Below are 18,197 nucleotides of genomic sequence, written 5' to 3'. Positions count from 1 at the left end.
TCACTACATTTTAACCATTAAGAATAAGAAAGTAATTAATCAATTTGGTATGAGTGTTCATAGCGGCCTTGGAGTGAAAGTGTGCCCGTGAGGCACAAAATAAAAGGCGGCTGAATAAATTCAGCCGCCTTTATATATCAACAAGAACGATCAATAAATCATAAGATATTTATTAACGGATCGTATTAAGATTACGCTCGATTTTTATCGAGATGATAAGCCTTAATTTACTGCTGTTATTTTCCTTTTTTACCTTTCTTTGATTCACAGCTTGTAGCGGCATAAGCCATTTCATTAGTACCATTAGTGCTCATGTAAACTTCATTGACTTTGACACTGTCATGTTTTTTATGACAACGTTCTATTTCGCCTTGGAAATTCAAGGTTGCCATGCCACCTTCTGAACTCAACACTTGAAGGTCTTCGCCAGGTACTGGTGCTGTGCCATTGCCATCATTGAAATATGATGAGCCAACACTACCATCGTCATTTTCTATGCCAACGGTTAAGTTTGCAGGAATAAGCGGCAAGTCAGCATAAACAAACCAAATGTTTGAGGTATTCGTTTCTACCCAAACTTGGAAAGTAGAAGTGGTAGGGTCACCAAAAAATGGCACGTTTTCCCATTCATAAATAGTGAACTGTCGTGGTCCTGCATCCAGTACAGCTACATACCAATTACCACCTGCAGCAAGATTTAAGTCTGACCAAAATGGCGCTAAAATATTATTAGGCAGTGAAACGTTGGGTAAATTTTGGTTGGACGCTCCAGCAGCAGAGCCACTGGCGGTGCCTACTTCAATGGTGCCATTCACCGACCAAATAACACTAGAGTAGGTTTGTCCATTGTAATCAAACGAGGGGACGTTCAGGGAGAATGAACCATCATCACAATCTACCGGACAACCAAAGGGTGCTATTCCGAAGGCTCCTAACGAGAAGTAGCCAAAAGGTGCTGGTGAGCTTTGTAAATTAAGGCCACCCACGTCAAGGAAAACGCTCCAGTCAACTTGATTATCATTTACGTTAACAGGAGATGCTTCTGAGCCATTAGTGATAGCACTACTGACTGAGCCATCTACTAAACTCATGCCTGCAGGTAACATGTCAGTAATATCAATAACATCAATTATTTGCCCGTTAGTTACCTTGATTTCATAGTTAAGCACGTCACCTTCTTTCGCCGATGCCATATCGACAGTTTTTGACAAGTTAGGCGTTGAGCTTCGATTGGCGTTAACGGCAATCGGCATGTGCAAGTCAACATAATGATGGCCCGACGATTTTAGCTTTAACTCACCAAAATTCCAGCCTGCTGGCGCTAATGTGGTGTCAGCCGTGATAGTTATAGTAGCGCTTTCACCTTGATGTAGTGAAATGTTTTTAGGTGCAACGCTTACCTCCATAGTGTCACTTTTACCACTTAGCTTCCAATGCCCGTGTTTGTCACCTGTATGCGTAACCACACGGGTCCAGCTACAGGTTCTTACACAGTTGCTTTCTTGCATACTGGCAATGTTTAAGGTACGAGGATCTCCGCCGGTATCTGGGTTAGCGGCAAGAAAGTTTTCAGGCGTTTCACTTAACACTAAGCCTGCGCGTAATACTTTATTGAGTTGTACTCTACCTGCACCAACATCAAAGGGGTCTGCTGAAGTTATGCCATCATCTTTTAGAAGATGCTTAGTTTTAGAGGTCATCATTAAGGCAGATTTTATTTCATAAGGGGTCCAGTCGGTCAGCATGCCTACTAAAGCACCACTACCGGCATTATGCGGACTTGACATAGACGTGCCCGATAAAAAGGCAAATTCAGGCGAAGGTGTTACGCCGTCAGTATTAACTGCTGCCATAATGTCGACACCAGGAGCACCAATATCAGGCTTTAATATATCAAGGGTAGTATTTGGACCACGTGAACTAAAACCCGCAGTGACATCGCCATTAGCTTTATCAAGATTAAGTGTATAACCTTGAATAGAGCCGATAGTATTGGCATTTGATGCAAGCCAATTTTTTAGTATTTCACCATTAGTGAAACCTAAATGTACCCCAGGTAAAAAGTGAGCATCGCCAACAACGGCTTCGCCGTTAGCCGCAGCATTGGCAAGTACAAAGCCACCAGCCCCACCTGCTAGCACATTAGCACCTTTTGCTGTACGTGCTATAGCACCACGATCACAAACCACTATTTCACCATTGAAATGACCTGCTGGAAATGGCGCTAAGCATTGCTCCGGTGTGGCATCGTTTTGCGAACCATTTGCTGTTGGGAAGTTACCCGCAAACACGATAGGAGCCGGACCATAACCACGGGTAAAGCCCTTGCCAAAAATATTTGCTAAGACATCACCATCACTGGACATATCCACTACCGCGTTTTCTATTTTTCGGTTATGTGTCATTGCTGCAGTAGTACTTACCCACGGAGAATTATGGGCAACCGTTGCCGCACCTGGGCCACTATTACCGGCAGAAGTTGATACATAAATACCGGCAGCCGTAGCATTTAAAAAACCGAGTTCTACGGGATCGCTATAAGGGTTTTCTCCTCCTGAAATAGAATAGTTTAATGATTGAATACCATTGGGTAGATTAGAAGCATCTACTACCACTTGGTCAATGGCGGCTAATAGCGCTGAACCCGGGCAGCTGTCAACACAAACATCATACATAATAATATTTGCATGAGGAGCAACACCTGATATATCACGAGTTAAATCAGTTGTTGGCGCATACATAACCGCAGGTTTTACAAAGTTTCCTGCTGTGGTACTGGCCGTATGGCTACCGTGACCATCACTGTCTTCAGGCGAGTTAGGATCGGCTGGTGTTTGCACCATATCCCAAGCACCTATCAGTTTGTCATTACAAAACCCTGGGTTAGTTTCACAATAGCTGCCTGGCAGGTAATTGCCAGATCCTAATGGATTTTCATGATCGTAACCATCACCGCCTATGTCAGCAAATGAAGGATGATCGTGATTAATACCGCTATCTAATATGGCTACCACAGCGCCTTCACCCATTGAGCCTTGCATATGATTACCGTGGTTACCATGATGTTTACCATTACTATGGCTACCTTGCCAGATTTTATCTGCACCTATCCATTTTGGACCTACATCAGTCAAAAGATATTCAATGCGCTCTTTGCTGACACTAATGACATTGGGTAAGGTAGCCAAAATTTTAGCTTCTTGTTGATTGAGCTCCATCGCTACACCATTAAAGGCATGTTGATATTTATATTTCACATCAACTTTACGACCAAAGGCACGTTCAGAATTTTCGACTAAATCCACTTGCTTGGTTTTTAAAAACTTAGCATATTGTTTACTTGCTTTTGAATTAGCATTGAGTGACTTCACTCCTAAAGTTGCCGGGTTTGTGGCGCTAAATGCTTCAATACCACCTTTATAGCTTGCTACTGAAGGTGCATTCATTCTGACTATATATATCGACTTTTTATGGTCTGCTGACACTTTTTTATAGTTTTCATTAATAGAAACAATACTCTTAGCCTGAAAGTCGTGCGCGGTTATATTTATCTTTTCAGCATTGGCCGAAAGCGCTACAAATATACCGAGAAAAAAGCTAGATAGTCGTTTTATATTGTGTAGATTATAAGGAGGGATCTTTTTACTTATCATTGTTTATATCTCCAATTATTTGAAATAATTTCCGAGAAGCGCACAACAAAAGCGCTAATACATCACGGTAAAATATAATGTAATAAAATGAATATTTACCTGTTTCTACCAAAATATTTTTTTAATTAATATCAATCACACCATTACAATTTATTTAAGTTACCTAAATGTAATTGCTTGTATTTAGCCACTAGCACTGACCTTTAAACCTTAAAAGGCCTTAGATATTATTTAAAAACAAGCAGAAATAATGGCTTATTTCTCCCGATACAACTCATATTTTGGTGTTTGTGTTAAATATCATAATTTCAATTATATTTTTGCTTTTATGAACGAAAATCGTTCTTTATATACAAAAGCAATAATTATACTTTGATTAATCATTTTTTAATTAACAACTCGTTATAGAAAGCAAACATTACGTTCGTTGTTAAGTGTAAAAATATGACAATTAGCTATAATTTATTACTGTTTATATAGTAAACACTTGAACTAACTCAGAGCTAGGGTAAGTCAATTTGCATAAAAACCACATTAAGATCTAGCTCAATGAGGTTTTCAATAAGACAGAATGACCAATATTGGTCAAACATGAAACATCTAGCTACATCTTGTAATGATAGTTTTTCTTACTCATTTAGCCATCTTGCTCAACCAAATAATTTTAGTCAGCGCTATCACAATTTCTTTCCGCTGCGCGATAACTCAATCGCCTATATGTTTTTAAATGAAAGTATTGGCAAAGTGAATTAACTACATTCATAGTTTGATAAGCTCAAAACAGTATGACTATAGGCTTAACGGCGCTATTAGTGTGCGCTTTTCAACATAATTTAATGCCGCTTGTAGGGCTTCATGGCGATAGGTATAAGTGTTTTCTTTAGGCACCATAGCTAATAACTCAAATTTTTCTAATTGTTTTCGCGTTTGCTGATTTGGGCAGAGTAAGAACACGGCACAATTTGCCTCTCGGGCATCTTTAATCACATTTTCAAGCGCCAAACCGACGGTGACATCGAACATAGGTACGTCGGTTAAATCAAGGATCATCGCTTCATAATCACTGACACGGCTATGTTGACGCGCAATAGCTTTTGAGACGCTAAAAATCATTGGCCCTGAAAGATAAAAAAATAGCACTTTACCATTGGCGCGATCTAATAATACTCGTTCACCGTCGGTTAGCGGTACCACATCTTGATCTGTGTCACTGATCGCCTTTACTTGCTTGGCTTGTGCTCGACTCAGTTGTTCAATAATGAGGATGTTGGAGATAAATACGCCCAGCCCTACCGCTACAATCAAATCAACAAACACGGTTAATAACATAACGCCATACATAATCATCATGCCTTGTAGGCTGACTTTATGGGCGCGTTGAATAAAGCTCCAATCTAAAATATTTAAACCAACATAAACCGCAATACCGGCTAATACGGCCATCGGAATAGGCTCGGTTAGGCCACCTGCAATTAATACCACCAATGTTAATACCAGTGCCCTCACCATGCCTGATAACGGCGAACGCGCGCCAACTTGAATATTAGTAACTGTGCCCATAGTGGCGCCAGCGCCAGGTAAAGCGCCAAATAATCCTGAGATCATATTGGCAAGCCCTTGGCCACGTAGCTCCTTATCTGAGTCATGCTCTTTTCGGGTCAGTGAGTCACCAATAACCGCGGTTAATAAAGTATCAATACAGCCTAGCGTGCCTAAAACAAGAGCATCAACCACCATGGTCATAAACATGTCAGCCGTAAAGTGTGGCATAACTAAAGCAGGTAAGCCTGCAGGAATTTCTCCAATACGGCGAATACTGTCGATATCAAAAAATACAATGGAAAATAAAGTCACGAATACTAAAGCAACAAGTTGTGCAGGCACGTATTTTCGATACGGTTTTGGGAAAAAAAATAACACCGCTAAAGTCAGTATGCCAAGTAATAACTCGCTAAAATTAATATTTGATAAAATATTAGGCAGTGCTGATATTGTGCCTAAAACTCCACCGGCTGGGGCCGCTTGGCCTAACAGTGGTGACAGTTGCAAAATAATTAAGATCACACCTATACCTGACATAAAGCCAGATATGACACTGTAAGGCATTAAGGTAATATATTTACCCAACTTAAGTGTGCCGATTAATATTTGAAAGGCACCCGCCATCATGACCACAGTAAATGCCATCGCCATGCCTGATTCAGGATATTTCGCCATCATACTGGTAAGCACAGCGGTCATGATCACTGTCATCGGCCCAGTAGGCTCAGAGATCAGCGATGTTGACCCGCCAAATAAGGCAGCAAAAAAGCCAACTAAAATAGCCCCCCAAAGCCCAGCTTCAGCACCGGCTCCTGACGCTACGCCAAAAGCGAGTGCCAAGGGTAAAGAAATAATAGCGGTTGTGACACCACCAAAAATGTCACCTTTGAGATTTATATCGTTAAAGCGCTCACCAAACAAAACTTGATTCCTTGCCTTTGTTTAAATTAACTAATTCTAGCAAAACTTTAATTAGATAAGTACAGAAATAGCTTTAGATCAACGCTATTTAGATTGCCACAATAAGACACATTTATAATAGTGACTTAAACCAAAATGGCGAACATTACTGCTGGCAAATCCTACCCGAGTTATAGCTAATATTAAACGAGATAAAATTAATCCCATAAACTGCTATTAGTTTATCTATCACACACAATCACAGCATACATAGCCTTCTTTAAAAGGGTGAAACACCTCATACTGCGCTTCGCCAATGGTTAGCTATTATGATGTTTGGGCTTGTGTCTGATATGAATTAAAACCCCATCAATAAACAGAGTGTTAAAGGTTTTTCCAACACGCTCTATTTTGATGCTAATGCTAATGAAAAGTTTGCTTTTTAGTTTGTCGAAAAAAAGATAAAAAAAAATCCAATAACTAGGTATTGGATTTTATGATAAAACTTTCATAAACGCTGATTAGTTTATGTTAGTACAACCTTTCATATAAGGTTGTAAAACCGTGGGTACATTAATACTACCGTCAGCTTGTTGGTAGTTTTCTATCACAGCAACTAGCGTGCGACCCACTGCCAAACCTGAGCCATTGAGTGTATGAACAAGCTCTGTCTTATTAGTTTCACTATTGCGATATCTAGCTTGCATTCTACGGGCTTGGAAATCTGCCATGTTTGAGCAAGATGAAATTTCGCGATAGGTGTTTTGTGCTGGTAACCACACTTCAATATCAAAAGTTTTTGTCGCGCTAAAGCCGATGTCACCGGTACATAACACAACCGTACGATAAGGAAGTTCTAATTTTTCAAGAATTTTTTCTGCATGACCGGTTAACTCTTCTAAAGCTTTAAAAGAATCTTCAGGTTTAACAATTTGTACCATTTCAACTTTGTCGAACTGATGTTGGCGAATTAAACCGCGAATGTCACGACCATAAGAACCCGCCTCACTACGAAAACATGGGGTATGAGCACACATTTTAATGGGTAATTCTTGTTCGTCAACAATTTCGTCACGCACTAAGTTCGTTAACGGAACTTCAGCAGTTGGGATCAAAGAGAGTTTTTTATTGTTGAGTTCGGTATGGAATAAATCTTCACCAAATTTTGGTAACTGGCCAGTACCGTATAAAGATTCATGATTGACCAAGTAAGGCACATACATTTCTTGGTAGCCGTGCTCTTCACTGTGCACATCTAACATAAATTGTGCTAATGCTCGGTGTAATTTAGCAATTTGACCGCGCATAACAGCAAAGCGCGTACCCGCAAGCTTGGCACCACTTTCAAAGTCTAAACCTTTACCTAGAGCCGTGGCAACGTCAACATGATCTTTTACTTCAAAGTCAAATACACGCGGCGTACCCCAACGTTTAATTTCTACATTGTCGTCTTCACTTGCACCGGCAGGCACTGACTCATGAATTAAATTAGGTATGGCTGAAGCGATAAGGTCAATTTGCGCCAACACTTGCGTTTGTGCTTCTTTCGCGGCTTCTAACTCATCACCGAGTTTACTCACTTCGGCCAACAAGGGCTGAATATCTTCGCCACGGGCTTTCGCTTGACCTATCGACTTAGAGCGAGTGTTACGCTGATTTTGCAAATCTTGCGTGCTAATTTGGATCGCTTTACGTTGCTCTTCCAACATAATTAATTGCGCGGTGTCTAATTTATATCCGCGTTTAGCGAGCTCAGTTGCGGTATTTTCGATGTCTGTTCTAAGTAATTTTGGATCAAGCATGATATATCAGTGTTTTCTTTGTTATTTACTTGTTAAAAATAGATACAATATACATACCTAATGCTGCTGCAAAAATGCATAAACTGACATTAAGTAAGATGTTTATTGTCGCTTTAAATATGTCGCCTTGTTGTATTAATAACAAGGTATCTAATGAGAAGGTCGAAAATGTGGTAAATGCGCCTAAAAAGCCAATACCAATAAGTGTTCGATAAATACTAACCTCAATAACACCTTGTTCAATTAACCCATAAAGTGCTCCCATGATCAGGGAGCCGGAAATATTAACCGCCAGCGTCGCAAAAGGGAATCCTTTTCCGAGCCAATTGAAAATTAATTGTGAAATGTAAAATCTAAAACTCGCACCAAATGCACCCCCTATGGCGACAAATAGATATAAATAAAAGTTGCTTAGGGTATTAGTCATATCGTTTTTGGTCACTTTGTTGGTCTAACTGGTTTAAATAATTTAACTTATCACGCAATTGCTTTTCTAATCCGCGATCTGTGGGTTGGTAAAGTGTTGTTTGGGCTATTGCTTCTGGAAAGTAATTTTCACCGGCGGCAAAACCACCGACTTCGTCATGAGCATAACGATATTCTCCACCGTGCCCTAGTTCTTTAGTAATAGCGCTGGTCGCATTTTTTAAATGTAGCGGTACGTCAAGGTCACTAGTTGCAGCGGCCAAAGCTTTTGCTTGATTGAATGCGGTATAAACGGCATTACTTTTCGGCGCTAAGGCCATATAAACTGTAGCTTGGGCAATCGCTCGCTCGCCTTCACTTGGACCAACACGCTGAAAAGTATCCCAGGCATTCAGGGCTAATTGTATCGCCCTTGGATCAGCATTGCCAATATCTTCACTAGCAATCGCTAACAACCGACGAGCAACATACAGCGCATCACCACCACCGGTTAAAATACGGGCATACCAATATAGTGCAGCGTCAGGGTCTGAGCCGCGAACTGATTTATGAAAAGCACTAATTAAATCATAAAAGGCATCACCACCTTTGTCATACAGGGCAATTTTATTACCCGCTACTTGAATGAGCTGGGCTTTATTAAGTATTTGTTGGTTATTTTCAACGTTAGTAATTTCTAAACAGTTCTCAAAGAGGTTAAGTAACCTACGGGCATCACCATTTGCCAAAGCAATAAGTTGCTTTTTTGTTGCCTCGTCAATAATAATATCAAAGGTTGAACTTTGCTCTTGATAACTTATCGCACGGGCCAAGACATTACTGAGGTTGCTTTCACTGAGTTTTTTTAAGGTGTAAACACGAGCTCGCGATAATATCGCCTGATTGAGCTCAAAAGCCGGATTTTCAGTGGTTGCACCAATAAAAATAATAGTACCGTCTTCAATATGCGGTAAGAAAGCATCTTGCTGACTTTTGTTAAAACGATGAACTTCATCAACAAATAGTACGGTTCTGCGTTGTTGATGGGTAGCACGGTCTTTGGCATTTTCAATCGCCTGTCGTATATCTTTAATGCCTGACGTTACTGCAGAAACTCGTTCAATATCGGCATTGGCGTGATTGGCAATAATTTCTGCAATCGTGGTTTTACCTGTACCAGGTGGCCCCCAAAATATAAGGGAATGCACCTTACCTTGCTCGATAGCCAAAGCTAATGGCATGCCTTTAGCTAAGATATGTTCTTGGCCTTCATACTCAGCAAGCGATTTAGGCCTTAATTTTGCTGCTAAAGGCTTAAAACTGTCATCTTCAGCAAAACCTAGATCAAGTGAACCATTAGCGTTGATCATCTAAATAAACACCTTCGGGAACAGAAAACGTAAATAAATTCGCCTTAGGCGCTTTATCTTGATGTGTCAGGGTAATGACACTTAATTGGCCCGTGGCATCAAGAATATTAAACGCGGCAAGTTCGAGGTGGTTAAGCTTTTGTACAAAGCTAAGTTCTAAACTTTTAACACGAGCATTTTCATTGTTAGCGCTGATTAAATAACGATTATCTGTTAACTGCTTTACGCTATAATCTTGCCATAGCTGCTCGTCATTACTGGTGATTAATAAAATGGGTGTATTAGCTATCGCACTTTCTAAGGTATAGACACTGACCTGTTCAACAAACGGGTCATAAAACCACAGGTTTTTACCGTCTGAAACAATCAATGACTCATCGGGCATGATGGTTTGCCAATTAACTAAATTGGGTTTGCTAACGGCAAGTAACCCACTGCCTTGTTGTAATTTATTGCCCGCTTCATCAAAAATTTGCTGATTAAATTCAGCGCTAAAAAATTCAATTTTAGCTAATATTGCCATTAATTCACGTTTACTGTCATCGGCCTTTTTTTCAGCGGTATGAGATTCGACATTGCTAGTCGTCATGCTCACTTCATTGTTCGCTACACTACTGACTGCACTGGTTTTTACTGTGGTTTTTAGCTCTGCTATCACTTCACTTTCAGCACTTAAAGCAAGGCTAGTCGTTGATAATGCGGTACTAAAAAGTGCGGCGATGACCACAGCATTTTTTATCAATTTTGTCTTGGTTAGCATATTATGGCTCCTTAATTGGCGGTGGCGCTAGTACTTCTCGTGCGCCATTATTGCCCGGTTTGGTTACGACACCATGTATTTCCATTTGCTCGACAATACGGGCTGAACGGTTGTAACCAATTCTAAATTTACGTTGAATACTGGAAATAGAGACTCGGCCATTTTCAGTAATAAAGGCGATGGCTTCGTCATATAAGGTATCGAGTTCTTCTTCGCTGTCGGCGTCTGCTTGTTCACCGGGTAAAAGAATTTCTTGGTCTGAACCGCCTGACAAAATGTCTTCAATATAATTAGGCTCAGCTCTTGATTTCCAATCATTGACTACCGCATGCACTTCGTGATCATCAACAAAGGCACCATGAACTCGAATAGGTACAGCTTCACCTGGTGGTAAATAAAACATATCACCCATACCCAATAACTGATCAGCACCTTGCTGGTCTAGGATAATACGAGATTCAATACGAGATTGCACTCTAAGCGCCATACGGGTTGGAATATTGGCTTTAATTAAGCCAGTAATAACATCGGCTGATGGACGTTGCGTGGCTAAAATTAGGTGAATACCTGCGGCACGGGCTTTTTGTGCTATTCGAGCAATTAGTTCTTCTACTTTTTTACCCACTATCATCATCATGTCAGCAAATTCGTCAACAATAATCACGATTGATGGTAATTTACCTAAAGTAGGAGGTGTTTGCGTAAAAGCATCACTGGCTTGCCATAAGGGGTCAATCAGTGGTTCTCCCGCGGCGATGGCTTTAGCGACTTTGTCGTTATAGCCTTTAAGATTTCTCACCCCGAGTTTCGACATTAATTGATAACGGCGTTCCATTTCACCTACACACCAACGCAAGGCGTTAGCAGCTTCTTTCATGTCAGTGACCACTTCAGAAAGTAGATGAGGAATACCGTCATACACTGATAATTCAACTTGTTTAGGGTCAATCATGATCATACGGACATCTTCCGGCGAAGATTTATACAATATGCTGACAATCATGGTATTTACCGCAACAGATTTACCCGAACCTGTTGTACCTGCCACTAATAAATGCGGCATTTTCGCTAGGTCGGCAATCACAGGTTCGCCAGATATATCACTACCAATGGCCATGGCTAAATTTGATTTTGAATTAGCAAACTTGTCGCAAGCAATCACATCAGAAAAGAATACGGTTTCGCGATGTTTATTAGGTAATTCAATACCAATAACTGATTTACCTTCAATAACTTCTACCACACGCACACTTTTAGCTGATAACGAACGGGCTAAATCTTTCGATAGGTTGGTAATTTTACTGGCCTTAACACCTGGTGCTAAGTTTAATTCAAAACGGGTAATGACCGGACCAGGAAAAACACCCACCACTTCGGCTTTAATGCCAAATTCAATAAGTTTTGCTTCCACTAAGCGAGAAACTAGGTCTAATTGTTCTTGATCAATCGGATTTTTAACCCTATCGGTACGATCTAACAAATCTAATGACGGCATGTCATGATGATTTGGCGCTGCGGGCTTATCATTTTCTAATTGCTGGTAAATTTTGTCATGCAATGTGGCCGGCTCTTCAACAATGATTTTTTCAACTGGCTCAAATGCCGCTGCAATTTCATCAGCACTGACGTGTTCTTGCACATTGATGGCTAGCGGCTCACCCATTAACTCGTCGATATCAACATAGGGTTCTTTTTCGCGGGTGTTATAAGCACTGTCGTCATCACTTTTGGCAAAAATACTCTCATATTCTGTATCACTGATGGTCTCCAGCGCTTTTTTTACTTCTTCCGGCTCTTTCTCAAAAGCAATATAATGCTCAGTTACACTGCTGTCACTGTCACTATTATCACTGTCATTATTATTTTCCATATTTAAATCTTGTAATACTTGTTCAGTGTCATCAGATATTGCTGCTTTGGGCTCTTGTTCAGGCTTAGTGTCTAAATGTTGCTTGATCAGCGCGGGTATCGTTAAGCAGTATTCAATGGCGATAATGGCGTACTCCCCAACTCTGTCAATAGCCTTAAGCAGCGAAATTCCTGTTAGCAAGACGAATCCTGAACCGCAAAATGTTACAAATAACAAGGTGCTACCAATGAATGATAAATACGGCAAGAGTGAGTTACTTAATACATCCCCTAGAATACCGCCAGCAGAGAAGTAAAAAACATCGTCAAAATTCATACTGGCAATCGAAGTTATGCCAATATAAAACAAGATGAAACCAATAAATTTCAAGCCAAGTGTAAGGTAATCTAGTCGGATTAATTGGTGATATTTTTGAAATAATAGCCAACCGATAATTGCGATAACAAAAGGTAAACTGTAGGCAACTAAACCAAATAAGTTTAATAACAAATCAGATAAATAAGCCCCCACTGCACCACCTAAATTACGCACAGAACTTTGATAACCTGTTTGTGACCAACCAGGATCTGCGGGATCAAAACTAAAGAGCGCTAACATGATAAACATGGCAAAGACGCAAAAGACTAAAAGTCCTGCTTCGAGGAGACGTTGAACGCCGTTTAACTTTGGAGATGGAGAAGACAAATGCACACTCTTGAAAAAATTATCATTATATTAAGCTTAAAATACCAAAAATTAGCGATGAATAAAACGTAATACCGAACATTAGCGCTTTATTGGCAAGAGATTTGACGATTTTACCTCTTCCATCACGACATAAGTTCTACTTTCACTCACCGCAGGCAGTCTTAATAAGGTATTACCGAGTAACTCACGATAAGCGGCAATATCAGCCACACGTGTTTTCAATAAAAAATCAAAATCCCCTGAGACCAAATGACATTCTTGAATAACATCTAATTCATGAACCGCTTTGGAAAAGTCATCAAATACATCTGGGCTAGTTTTGGTTAACGTAATTTCAACAATAACCAATAACGCGGCATCTAATTTTTGCGGATTTAGCATGGCTTGATAACCGAGAATAAAACGGTCGTTTTCCAGACGTTTTACTCGCTCTAAACAAGGCGTAGCACTTAAGCCAACCCTTTTTGACAATTCAATATTAGATAAACGGCCATTTTTTTGTAGTTCAATCAAAATATTTTTGTCTATACGATCAATTTTTTTAGCTGTTGATGAACTCATATATAATTCGCTATAAAATAAAGCATTAACAGGATTATACCCTAATTTAGTGAAAAAAACGATAGGTTAATCCGCTATAAAGTCATTATACTAGCTCCATATTTTACCGCAGAGATAAAGCTATGATTATTGGTGTACCTAAAGAAATAAAAAACCACGAATACCGTATTGGACTAACTCCAGCAGGTGTTAAAGAGTTAGTTGTAAATGGCCACAACGTTATCGTTGAAAATAATGGTGGAGCAGAAATCGGTTTTGATAATGAGCAATACATTACCGCCGGTGCAAAAATTATTGATACCGCAGCAGAAATTTTTGCTACTGCTGACATGATCATCAAAGTAAAAGAGCCACAAACCAATGAGTGTAAAATGCTTCGCCCTGGCCAAGTACTGTTTACTTATTTACATTTAGCCCCAGATCCAAAACAAACAGAACTGCTTGTCGCTTCTGGTGCTACTTGTATTGCCTACGAAACAGTGACTCAACATGGCGGTGGCTTACCTCTTTTAGCACCCATGTCTGAAGTGGCCGGCCGTATGTCTATTCAAGCAGGTGCGCACGCATTAGAAAAAGCACAAGGCGGTTTGGGCGCATTATTAGGTGGTGTACCTGGTGTTGCTCCTGCCAAAGTACTTATTATTGGTGGTGGCGTTGTTGGCACTCAAGCAGCCCGTATGGCTGTTGGTATGGGCGCTGATGTGACCATTTTAGATCGCTCTTTGCCACGTCTTCGCCAGTTAGATACAGAGTTTGATAGTCGCTTAAAAACAGTCTATTCAACGGCTGATGCTATGGACCAGCTTATTGTTGAAGCTGACCTAGTTATTGGTGCAGTATTGATCCCTGGTGCTGCAGCACCTAAATTGGTTACGGCACAACACATTAAAATGATGAAGAAAGGCGCTGTTGTAGTTGACGTTGCCATTGACCAAGGTGGTTGTTTTGAAACATCAAAAGCAACTACTCACCAAGACCCAACTTATATGGTTGATGATGTCGTACATTACTGTGTCGCTAATATGCCTGGTGGTGTCGCAAGAACATCAACGCTGGCTTTAACCAATGCTACTATGCCATTTACAGTTACTTTGGCAAATAAGGGTGCTAAACAAGCAATGCTTGATGACGTACACTTAATGGCTGGTTTGAATGTTTTAGGTGGAAAAGTCACTTATAAGCCTGTTGCTGATGTACTAGGTTATCAGTATGTTAGACCAGAAGACGCTATAGCAACGTTATAGGCTTTACTGGATAACATACTTAAAGCCGCTAGTTAATAGCGGCTTTTTTTATTAGCGATTCTAATAGCGCCAAGATTACAAATCTATGGGCCATTTGTAAAAATAGCCTTGCAGTTTTGCAAAATAAGTTATTAATTATAATTATTTCTTTGTTGCTCTCTTGAGATAATCACTTAGAATCCCAACCATTGTCACATCAACGTATTTTATTTTTTGGAGTAGTTCATGAGCGAAGCAAGACATTGCCCGTTACTCATATTGGGTTCAGGCCCTGCAGGATATACCGCAGCTGTTTATGCTGCACGAGCAAATTTAAAACCTGTGATGATTACAGGTTTACAACAAGGTGGTCAATTAACCACCACTACTGAAGTAGAAAACTGGCCCGGTGATGCCGATGACCTAACAGGCCCAGCATTAATGGACCGTATGCAAAAACATGCGGAAAAATTTGATACTGAAATTATTTTTGACCACATCAATGAAGTTGACTTTAGTGAGAAACCGTACAAATTAAAAGGTGATTCTGGCTATTATACTTGTGATGCCCTTATTATCTGTACTGGCGCCTCAGCGCAATACCTAGGGCTACCTTCTGAAGAAGCCTTTATGGGTAAAGGTGTTTCTGCCTGTGCAACTTGTGACGGGTTTTTCTATAAAAATCAAAAAGTTGCAGTTGTTGGTGGTGGTAATACCGCGGTTGAAGAAGCCTTGTACTTATCAAATATTGCCTCTGAAGTTCACTTAATTCACCGTCGTGATACCTTTCGTTCAGAAAAGATTTTGATCACACGTTTAATGGATAAAGTGGCCAACGGTAATATCATATTACACCTAGACCGTACGTTAGACGAAGTACTAGGTGACAATATGGGTGTAACAGGTTTACGCCTTAAAGACATGAAGTCAGATGCTACCGAAGAACTTGATGTTATGGGTGTCTTTATCGCGATTGGCCATAAGCCAAATACTGATATATTTAATGGCAAACTTGAGATGAAAAACGGCTATTTAACCATTCAAAGTGGTACGAATGGTAACGCGACACAAACCAGTATTGAAGGTATTTACGCGGCTGGCGATGTTGCTGACCATATATACCGTCAAGCCATTACTTCAGCTGGTGCTGGTTGTATGGCAGCACTAGATGCCGAGCGTTACCTCGACGCAAAAGGTAGTCGCTAGTCAATGAAACGAGCTATTCCTTGGTTATCTTCGAATAGCTCAACTTTCCCTGATTTATCTAGCGCCTTAGATGAACCAAACGGTCTTCTTGCTTTCGGCGATGACTTATCACCCCAGCGAATTATTCAAGCTTATCAACTCGGGATTTTCCCTTGGTTTAGTGATGGCGATCCGGTGATGTGGTGGAGTCCAAATCCACGTGGGATTATTAATATTGCTCAGCTTAATATTAATAAAACACTACAAAAAATACTTAAGCGCGAGCATTTTAGTGTCACACTCAATAAAGATTTTAAGCAGGTTATTGAGCTATGTGCTGATGCACCCTTTCGCTGTGAGGAGACTTGGATTGTTAATCCAATGCTATCAGCTTATAAAAAACTACATGCTCAAGGTAAGGCCCACTCGATTGAAGTTTGGCAAAATGAGCAATTAGTGGGTGGATTATATGGTGTGGCCGTTAACGGTTATTTTTCTGGTGAATCAATGTTTTACCGAGAAAGTAATGCCTCAAAAGTAGCCTTGGTGTATTTAGCTAGCTTACTAAAATCAATAGGTATTGAGCTTATTGACTGTCAAATGTTGAATCCTTTTTTAGCGTCAATGGGTTGTATTGAAGTATCCAGAGAACAATTTATTACCCAGCAAGTAGCGGCAAAAGCTATCGTACCGCCAGCCAACTTTTGGCAACCGAGGCCACTAACTTTAGCCTGATCCAAGATACCCACTTATAATATTGTTGTTAAACATTATTTTATAGTTTGCCTAGATAAAAAAATATTCCATAAGTTAAACTCATCAGTAAATCAAGGCAAGTTGCTCAATTGGTAATGGCTGATTATTGCGATTGAGCGCACAAAGCCGTGGTGTATTTTAACCAGCAAAAGTGAGCAATAATTTAATGAAATTGGTATAAATACTAGCCAAGGGCATACTGTTCAAATAATGCGCTAGCTTATATAAGTATAAGTATTAATAGCGGCTTAAATTTGATATAAAGTTTATAATAAATAAAAATAAAAAATTCATCTGGCATAACTCATTAATTAAGGACAAATAATTGAGAAAAAATCTTTATTGGTTATATTTAATCTTAGTTGTGTTTCACTCAAATTTTGCCTTCTCTTTAGACACGGCTGACATTGAGCAAAAGCTTAGCCGACAAAGTACGGTTAATCCAAAAGCAGTATTCTACAAAATTGAAGCTTTATTAGCAGATCCAGACATCCATATCGCTTTAAAAGCAAAGCTGATGGTCATGCAATCTGATATTGCTTACGTTATTGACCAAACTGAAAGTATTCTTAAATACTCAAAGTCGGCTTTAGCAACCGGCTTGTTAATTGAACCTTGGCACACTAGAGTGCTGATTAGCCAATCAAGAGGATATTATCAACGCGGGCAATTTAAAGAATTTTTTGCCACTGCAAATATGGCAGTTATCAAAGCAGAACAATCAAATTTATCAAATTATAAGGTGGCCGCCTTAGTAGAAAGAGCTTTTGCCTATCACTTATTAGACGATAATGAAGAAGCAAATAAAGATTTAAACCTAGCGTTAAAATATCTAGAATTACTGCCTAGCGTCTTTGATAAAGCAATAATACTTCAGCGATTTAGCGCCGTAAGTAAAGGCCTGGGTAATATAGAAATAGCTAAAAAATACCAAGGTCAAGCCAATGATATTTATAAAAAAAATAATGCCGCTCATTATTTATCTGTTGGTTATTATAATCTGAGCCGAATATATCAAGAAACTCAAGCTTGGGACGAAGCAGGTAAATTAATGCTGAAGTCTTATCGTTGGGCCTTAAAAGACAACAATAAGCTCAATCAAGCATTTTCATTATCTTGGCTATCAGAGTATCAAAGTAACTTAGAAAATCACTCACAAGCAAAAAAATATTTAAATAAAGCTATAATTGCTGCTGATGCAAGCACTTCAGAGCGGGTAAAAATACATGTTCGTAAAAATATGGCCCGTATCTTATGCCAAAACAAAGAATTTCAAGCCTGTAAAACCTTGCTTCTGGAAACCATTTTATTTGCAAAGTCTTATGAAATGCACCGTGATCAAGTGGAATTAATGCGAATATTGGCAGAAACATACTATCAACTGGGCGCGTTCGAGAAAGCCTATTTAATCTTAAAAGAAGCTAATTTAATCTAACTAAAATCTGTTGTTAAACTAGATAAAAAATCACCCTTCCTGCTATTT

The 18,197-nt window shown here is 39.7% G+C and carries 12 protein-coding genes; 4 read left to right on the top strand and 8 right to left on the bottom strand.

Going from position 1 to position 18,197, the window contains the following annotated elements; translation table 11 throughout:
* Positions 1–236: 236 nt before the first annotated feature.
* The 8 genes from H4J65_RS14725 to lrp form a co-directional block, all read right to left on the bottom strand.
* Entirely contained in the window at positions 237–3,653 is a 3,417-nt protein-coding gene (locus H4J65_RS14725; RefSeq protein ID WP_182198664.1) for a S8 family serine peptidase, read from the bottom strand.
* A 789-nt stretch (positions 3,654–4,442) separates the two neighbouring features.
* Positions 4,443–6,116 carry a SulP family inorganic anion transporter gene (locus H4J65_RS14720; RefSeq protein ID WP_182198663.1) on the bottom strand — a complete coding sequence of 558 codons (1,674 nt, stop codon included), beginning with the start codon at positions 6,114–6,116 and terminating at the stop codon, positions 4,443–4,445.
* Positions 6,117–6,616: 500 nt separating this feature from the next.
* Positions 6,617–7,897, bottom strand: a complete 1,281-nt coding sequence (serS, locus tag H4J65_RS14715) for a serine--tRNA ligase (protein ID WP_182136780.1) — start codon at positions 7,895–7,897, stop codon at positions 6,617–6,619.
* Between the two features lie 25 nt (positions 7,898–7,922).
* Positions 7,923–8,324: a fluoride efflux transporter CrcB gene (gene crcB, locus H4J65_RS14710; RefSeq protein WP_182136781.1), complete on the bottom strand. Its 402-nt coding sequence runs from the start codon at positions 8,322–8,324 to the stop codon at positions 7,923–7,925.
* Entirely contained in the window at positions 8,317–9,672 is a 1,356-nt protein-coding gene (locus H4J65_RS14705) for a replication-associated recombination protein A (RefSeq protein ID WP_182198662.1), read from the bottom strand. The genes crcB and H4J65_RS14705 overlap by 8 nt, the downstream gene beginning before the upstream one ends.
* The gene (gene lolA, locus H4J65_RS14700; RefSeq protein WP_182198661.1) at positions 9,659–10,432 is read right to left on the bottom strand and encodes an outer membrane lipoprotein chaperone LolA; all 774 of its coding nucleotides are present in this window, start codon (positions 10,430–10,432) and stop codon (positions 9,659–9,661) included. The genes H4J65_RS14705 and lolA overlap by 14 nt, the downstream gene beginning before the upstream one ends.
* Position 10,433: 1 nt before the next feature.
* Positions 10,434–12,992 carry a DNA translocase FtsK gene (locus H4J65_RS14695; protein WP_404851954.1) on the bottom strand — a complete coding sequence of 853 codons (2,559 nt, stop codon included), beginning with the start codon at positions 12,990–12,992 and terminating at the stop codon, positions 10,434–10,436.
* 75 nt (positions 12,993–13,067) lie between these two features.
* Positions 13,068–13,550, bottom strand: coding sequence for a leucine-responsive transcriptional regulator Lrp (gene lrp / locus H4J65_RS14690; protein ID WP_182136784.1), 483 nt, complete (start codon positions 13,548–13,550; stop codon positions 13,068–13,070).
* A 122-nt stretch (positions 13,551–13,672) separates the two neighbouring features.
* Between lrp and ald the strand changes: the two genes are divergently transcribed.
* From ald to H4J65_RS14670, 4 genes are all read left to right on the top strand, one after another.
* Positions 13,673–14,794 carry an alanine dehydrogenase gene (gene ald / locus H4J65_RS14685; protein ID WP_182136785.1) on the top strand — a complete coding sequence of 374 codons (1,122 nt, stop codon included), beginning with the start codon at positions 13,673–13,675 and terminating at the stop codon, positions 14,792–14,794.
* A 225-nt stretch (positions 14,795–15,019) separates the two neighbouring features.
* Entirely contained in the window at positions 15,020–15,979 is a 960-nt protein-coding gene (trxB, locus tag H4J65_RS14680; protein WP_182136786.1) for a thioredoxin-disulfide reductase, read from the top strand.
* A gap of 3 nt (positions 15,980–15,982) precedes the next feature.
* Positions 15,983–16,693 carry a leucyl/phenylalanyl-tRNA--protein transferase gene (gene aat / locus H4J65_RS14675; RefSeq protein WP_182198660.1) on the top strand — a complete coding sequence of 237 codons (711 nt, stop codon included), beginning with the start codon at positions 15,983–15,985 and terminating at the stop codon, positions 16,691–16,693.
* A 346-nt stretch (positions 16,694–17,039) separates the two neighbouring features.
* Positions 17,040–18,149 (top strand): lipopolysaccharide assembly protein LapB, encoded by a 1,110-nt coding sequence (locus H4J65_RS14670; RefSeq protein WP_182136788.1) that lies wholly within the window; start codon positions 17,040–17,042, stop codon positions 18,147–18,149.
* Positions 18,150–18,197 lie beyond the last annotated feature (48 nt).

The organism is Colwellia sp. MB02u-9, assembly GCF_014077085.1.
In the GTDB taxonomy this organism is placed as follows: domain Bacteria; phylum Pseudomonadota; class Gammaproteobacteria; order Enterobacterales; family Alteromonadaceae; genus Cognaticolwellia.
Note: the sequence above shows the minus strand (reverse complement) of the source record. Positions and strands in the feature narration are given on the sequence as shown.

What these genes read in the sequence shown, in the direction of transcription:
- trxB (WP_182136786.1), top strand. Translation starts at nt 15,020, where the DNA reads ATGAGCGAAGCAAGACATTGCCCGTTACTCATATTGGGTTCAGGCCCT.
- H4J65_RS14725 (WP_182198664.1), bottom strand. Translation starts at nt 3,653, where the DNA reads ATGATAAGTAAAAAGATCCCTCCTTATAATCTACACAATATAAAACGA.
- H4J65_RS14705 (WP_182198662.1), bottom strand. Translation starts at nt 9,672, where the DNA reads ATGATCAACGCTAATGGTTCACTTGATCTAGGTTTTGCTGAAGATGAC.
- lrp (WP_182136784.1), bottom strand. Translation starts at nt 13,550, where the DNA reads ATGAGTTCATCAACAGCTAAAAAAATTGATCGTATAGACAAAAATATT.
- crcB (WP_182136781.1), bottom strand. Translation starts at nt 8,324, where the DNA reads ATGACTAATACCCTAAGCAACTTTTATTTATATCTATTTGTCGCCATA.
- lolA (WP_182198661.1), bottom strand. Translation starts at nt 10,432, where the DNA reads ATGCTAACCAAGACAAAATTGATAAAAAATGCTGTGGTCATCGCCGCA.
- ald (WP_182136785.1), top strand. Translation starts at nt 13,673, where the DNA reads ATGATTATTGGTGTACCTAAAGAAATAAAAAACCACGAATACCGTATT.
- aat (WP_182198660.1), top strand. Translation starts at nt 15,983, where the DNA reads ATGAAACGAGCTATTCCTTGGTTATCTTCGAATAGCTCAACTTTCCCT.
- serS (WP_182136780.1), bottom strand. Translation starts at nt 7,897, where the DNA reads ATGCTTGATCCAAAATTACTTAGAACAGACATCGAAAATACCGCAACT.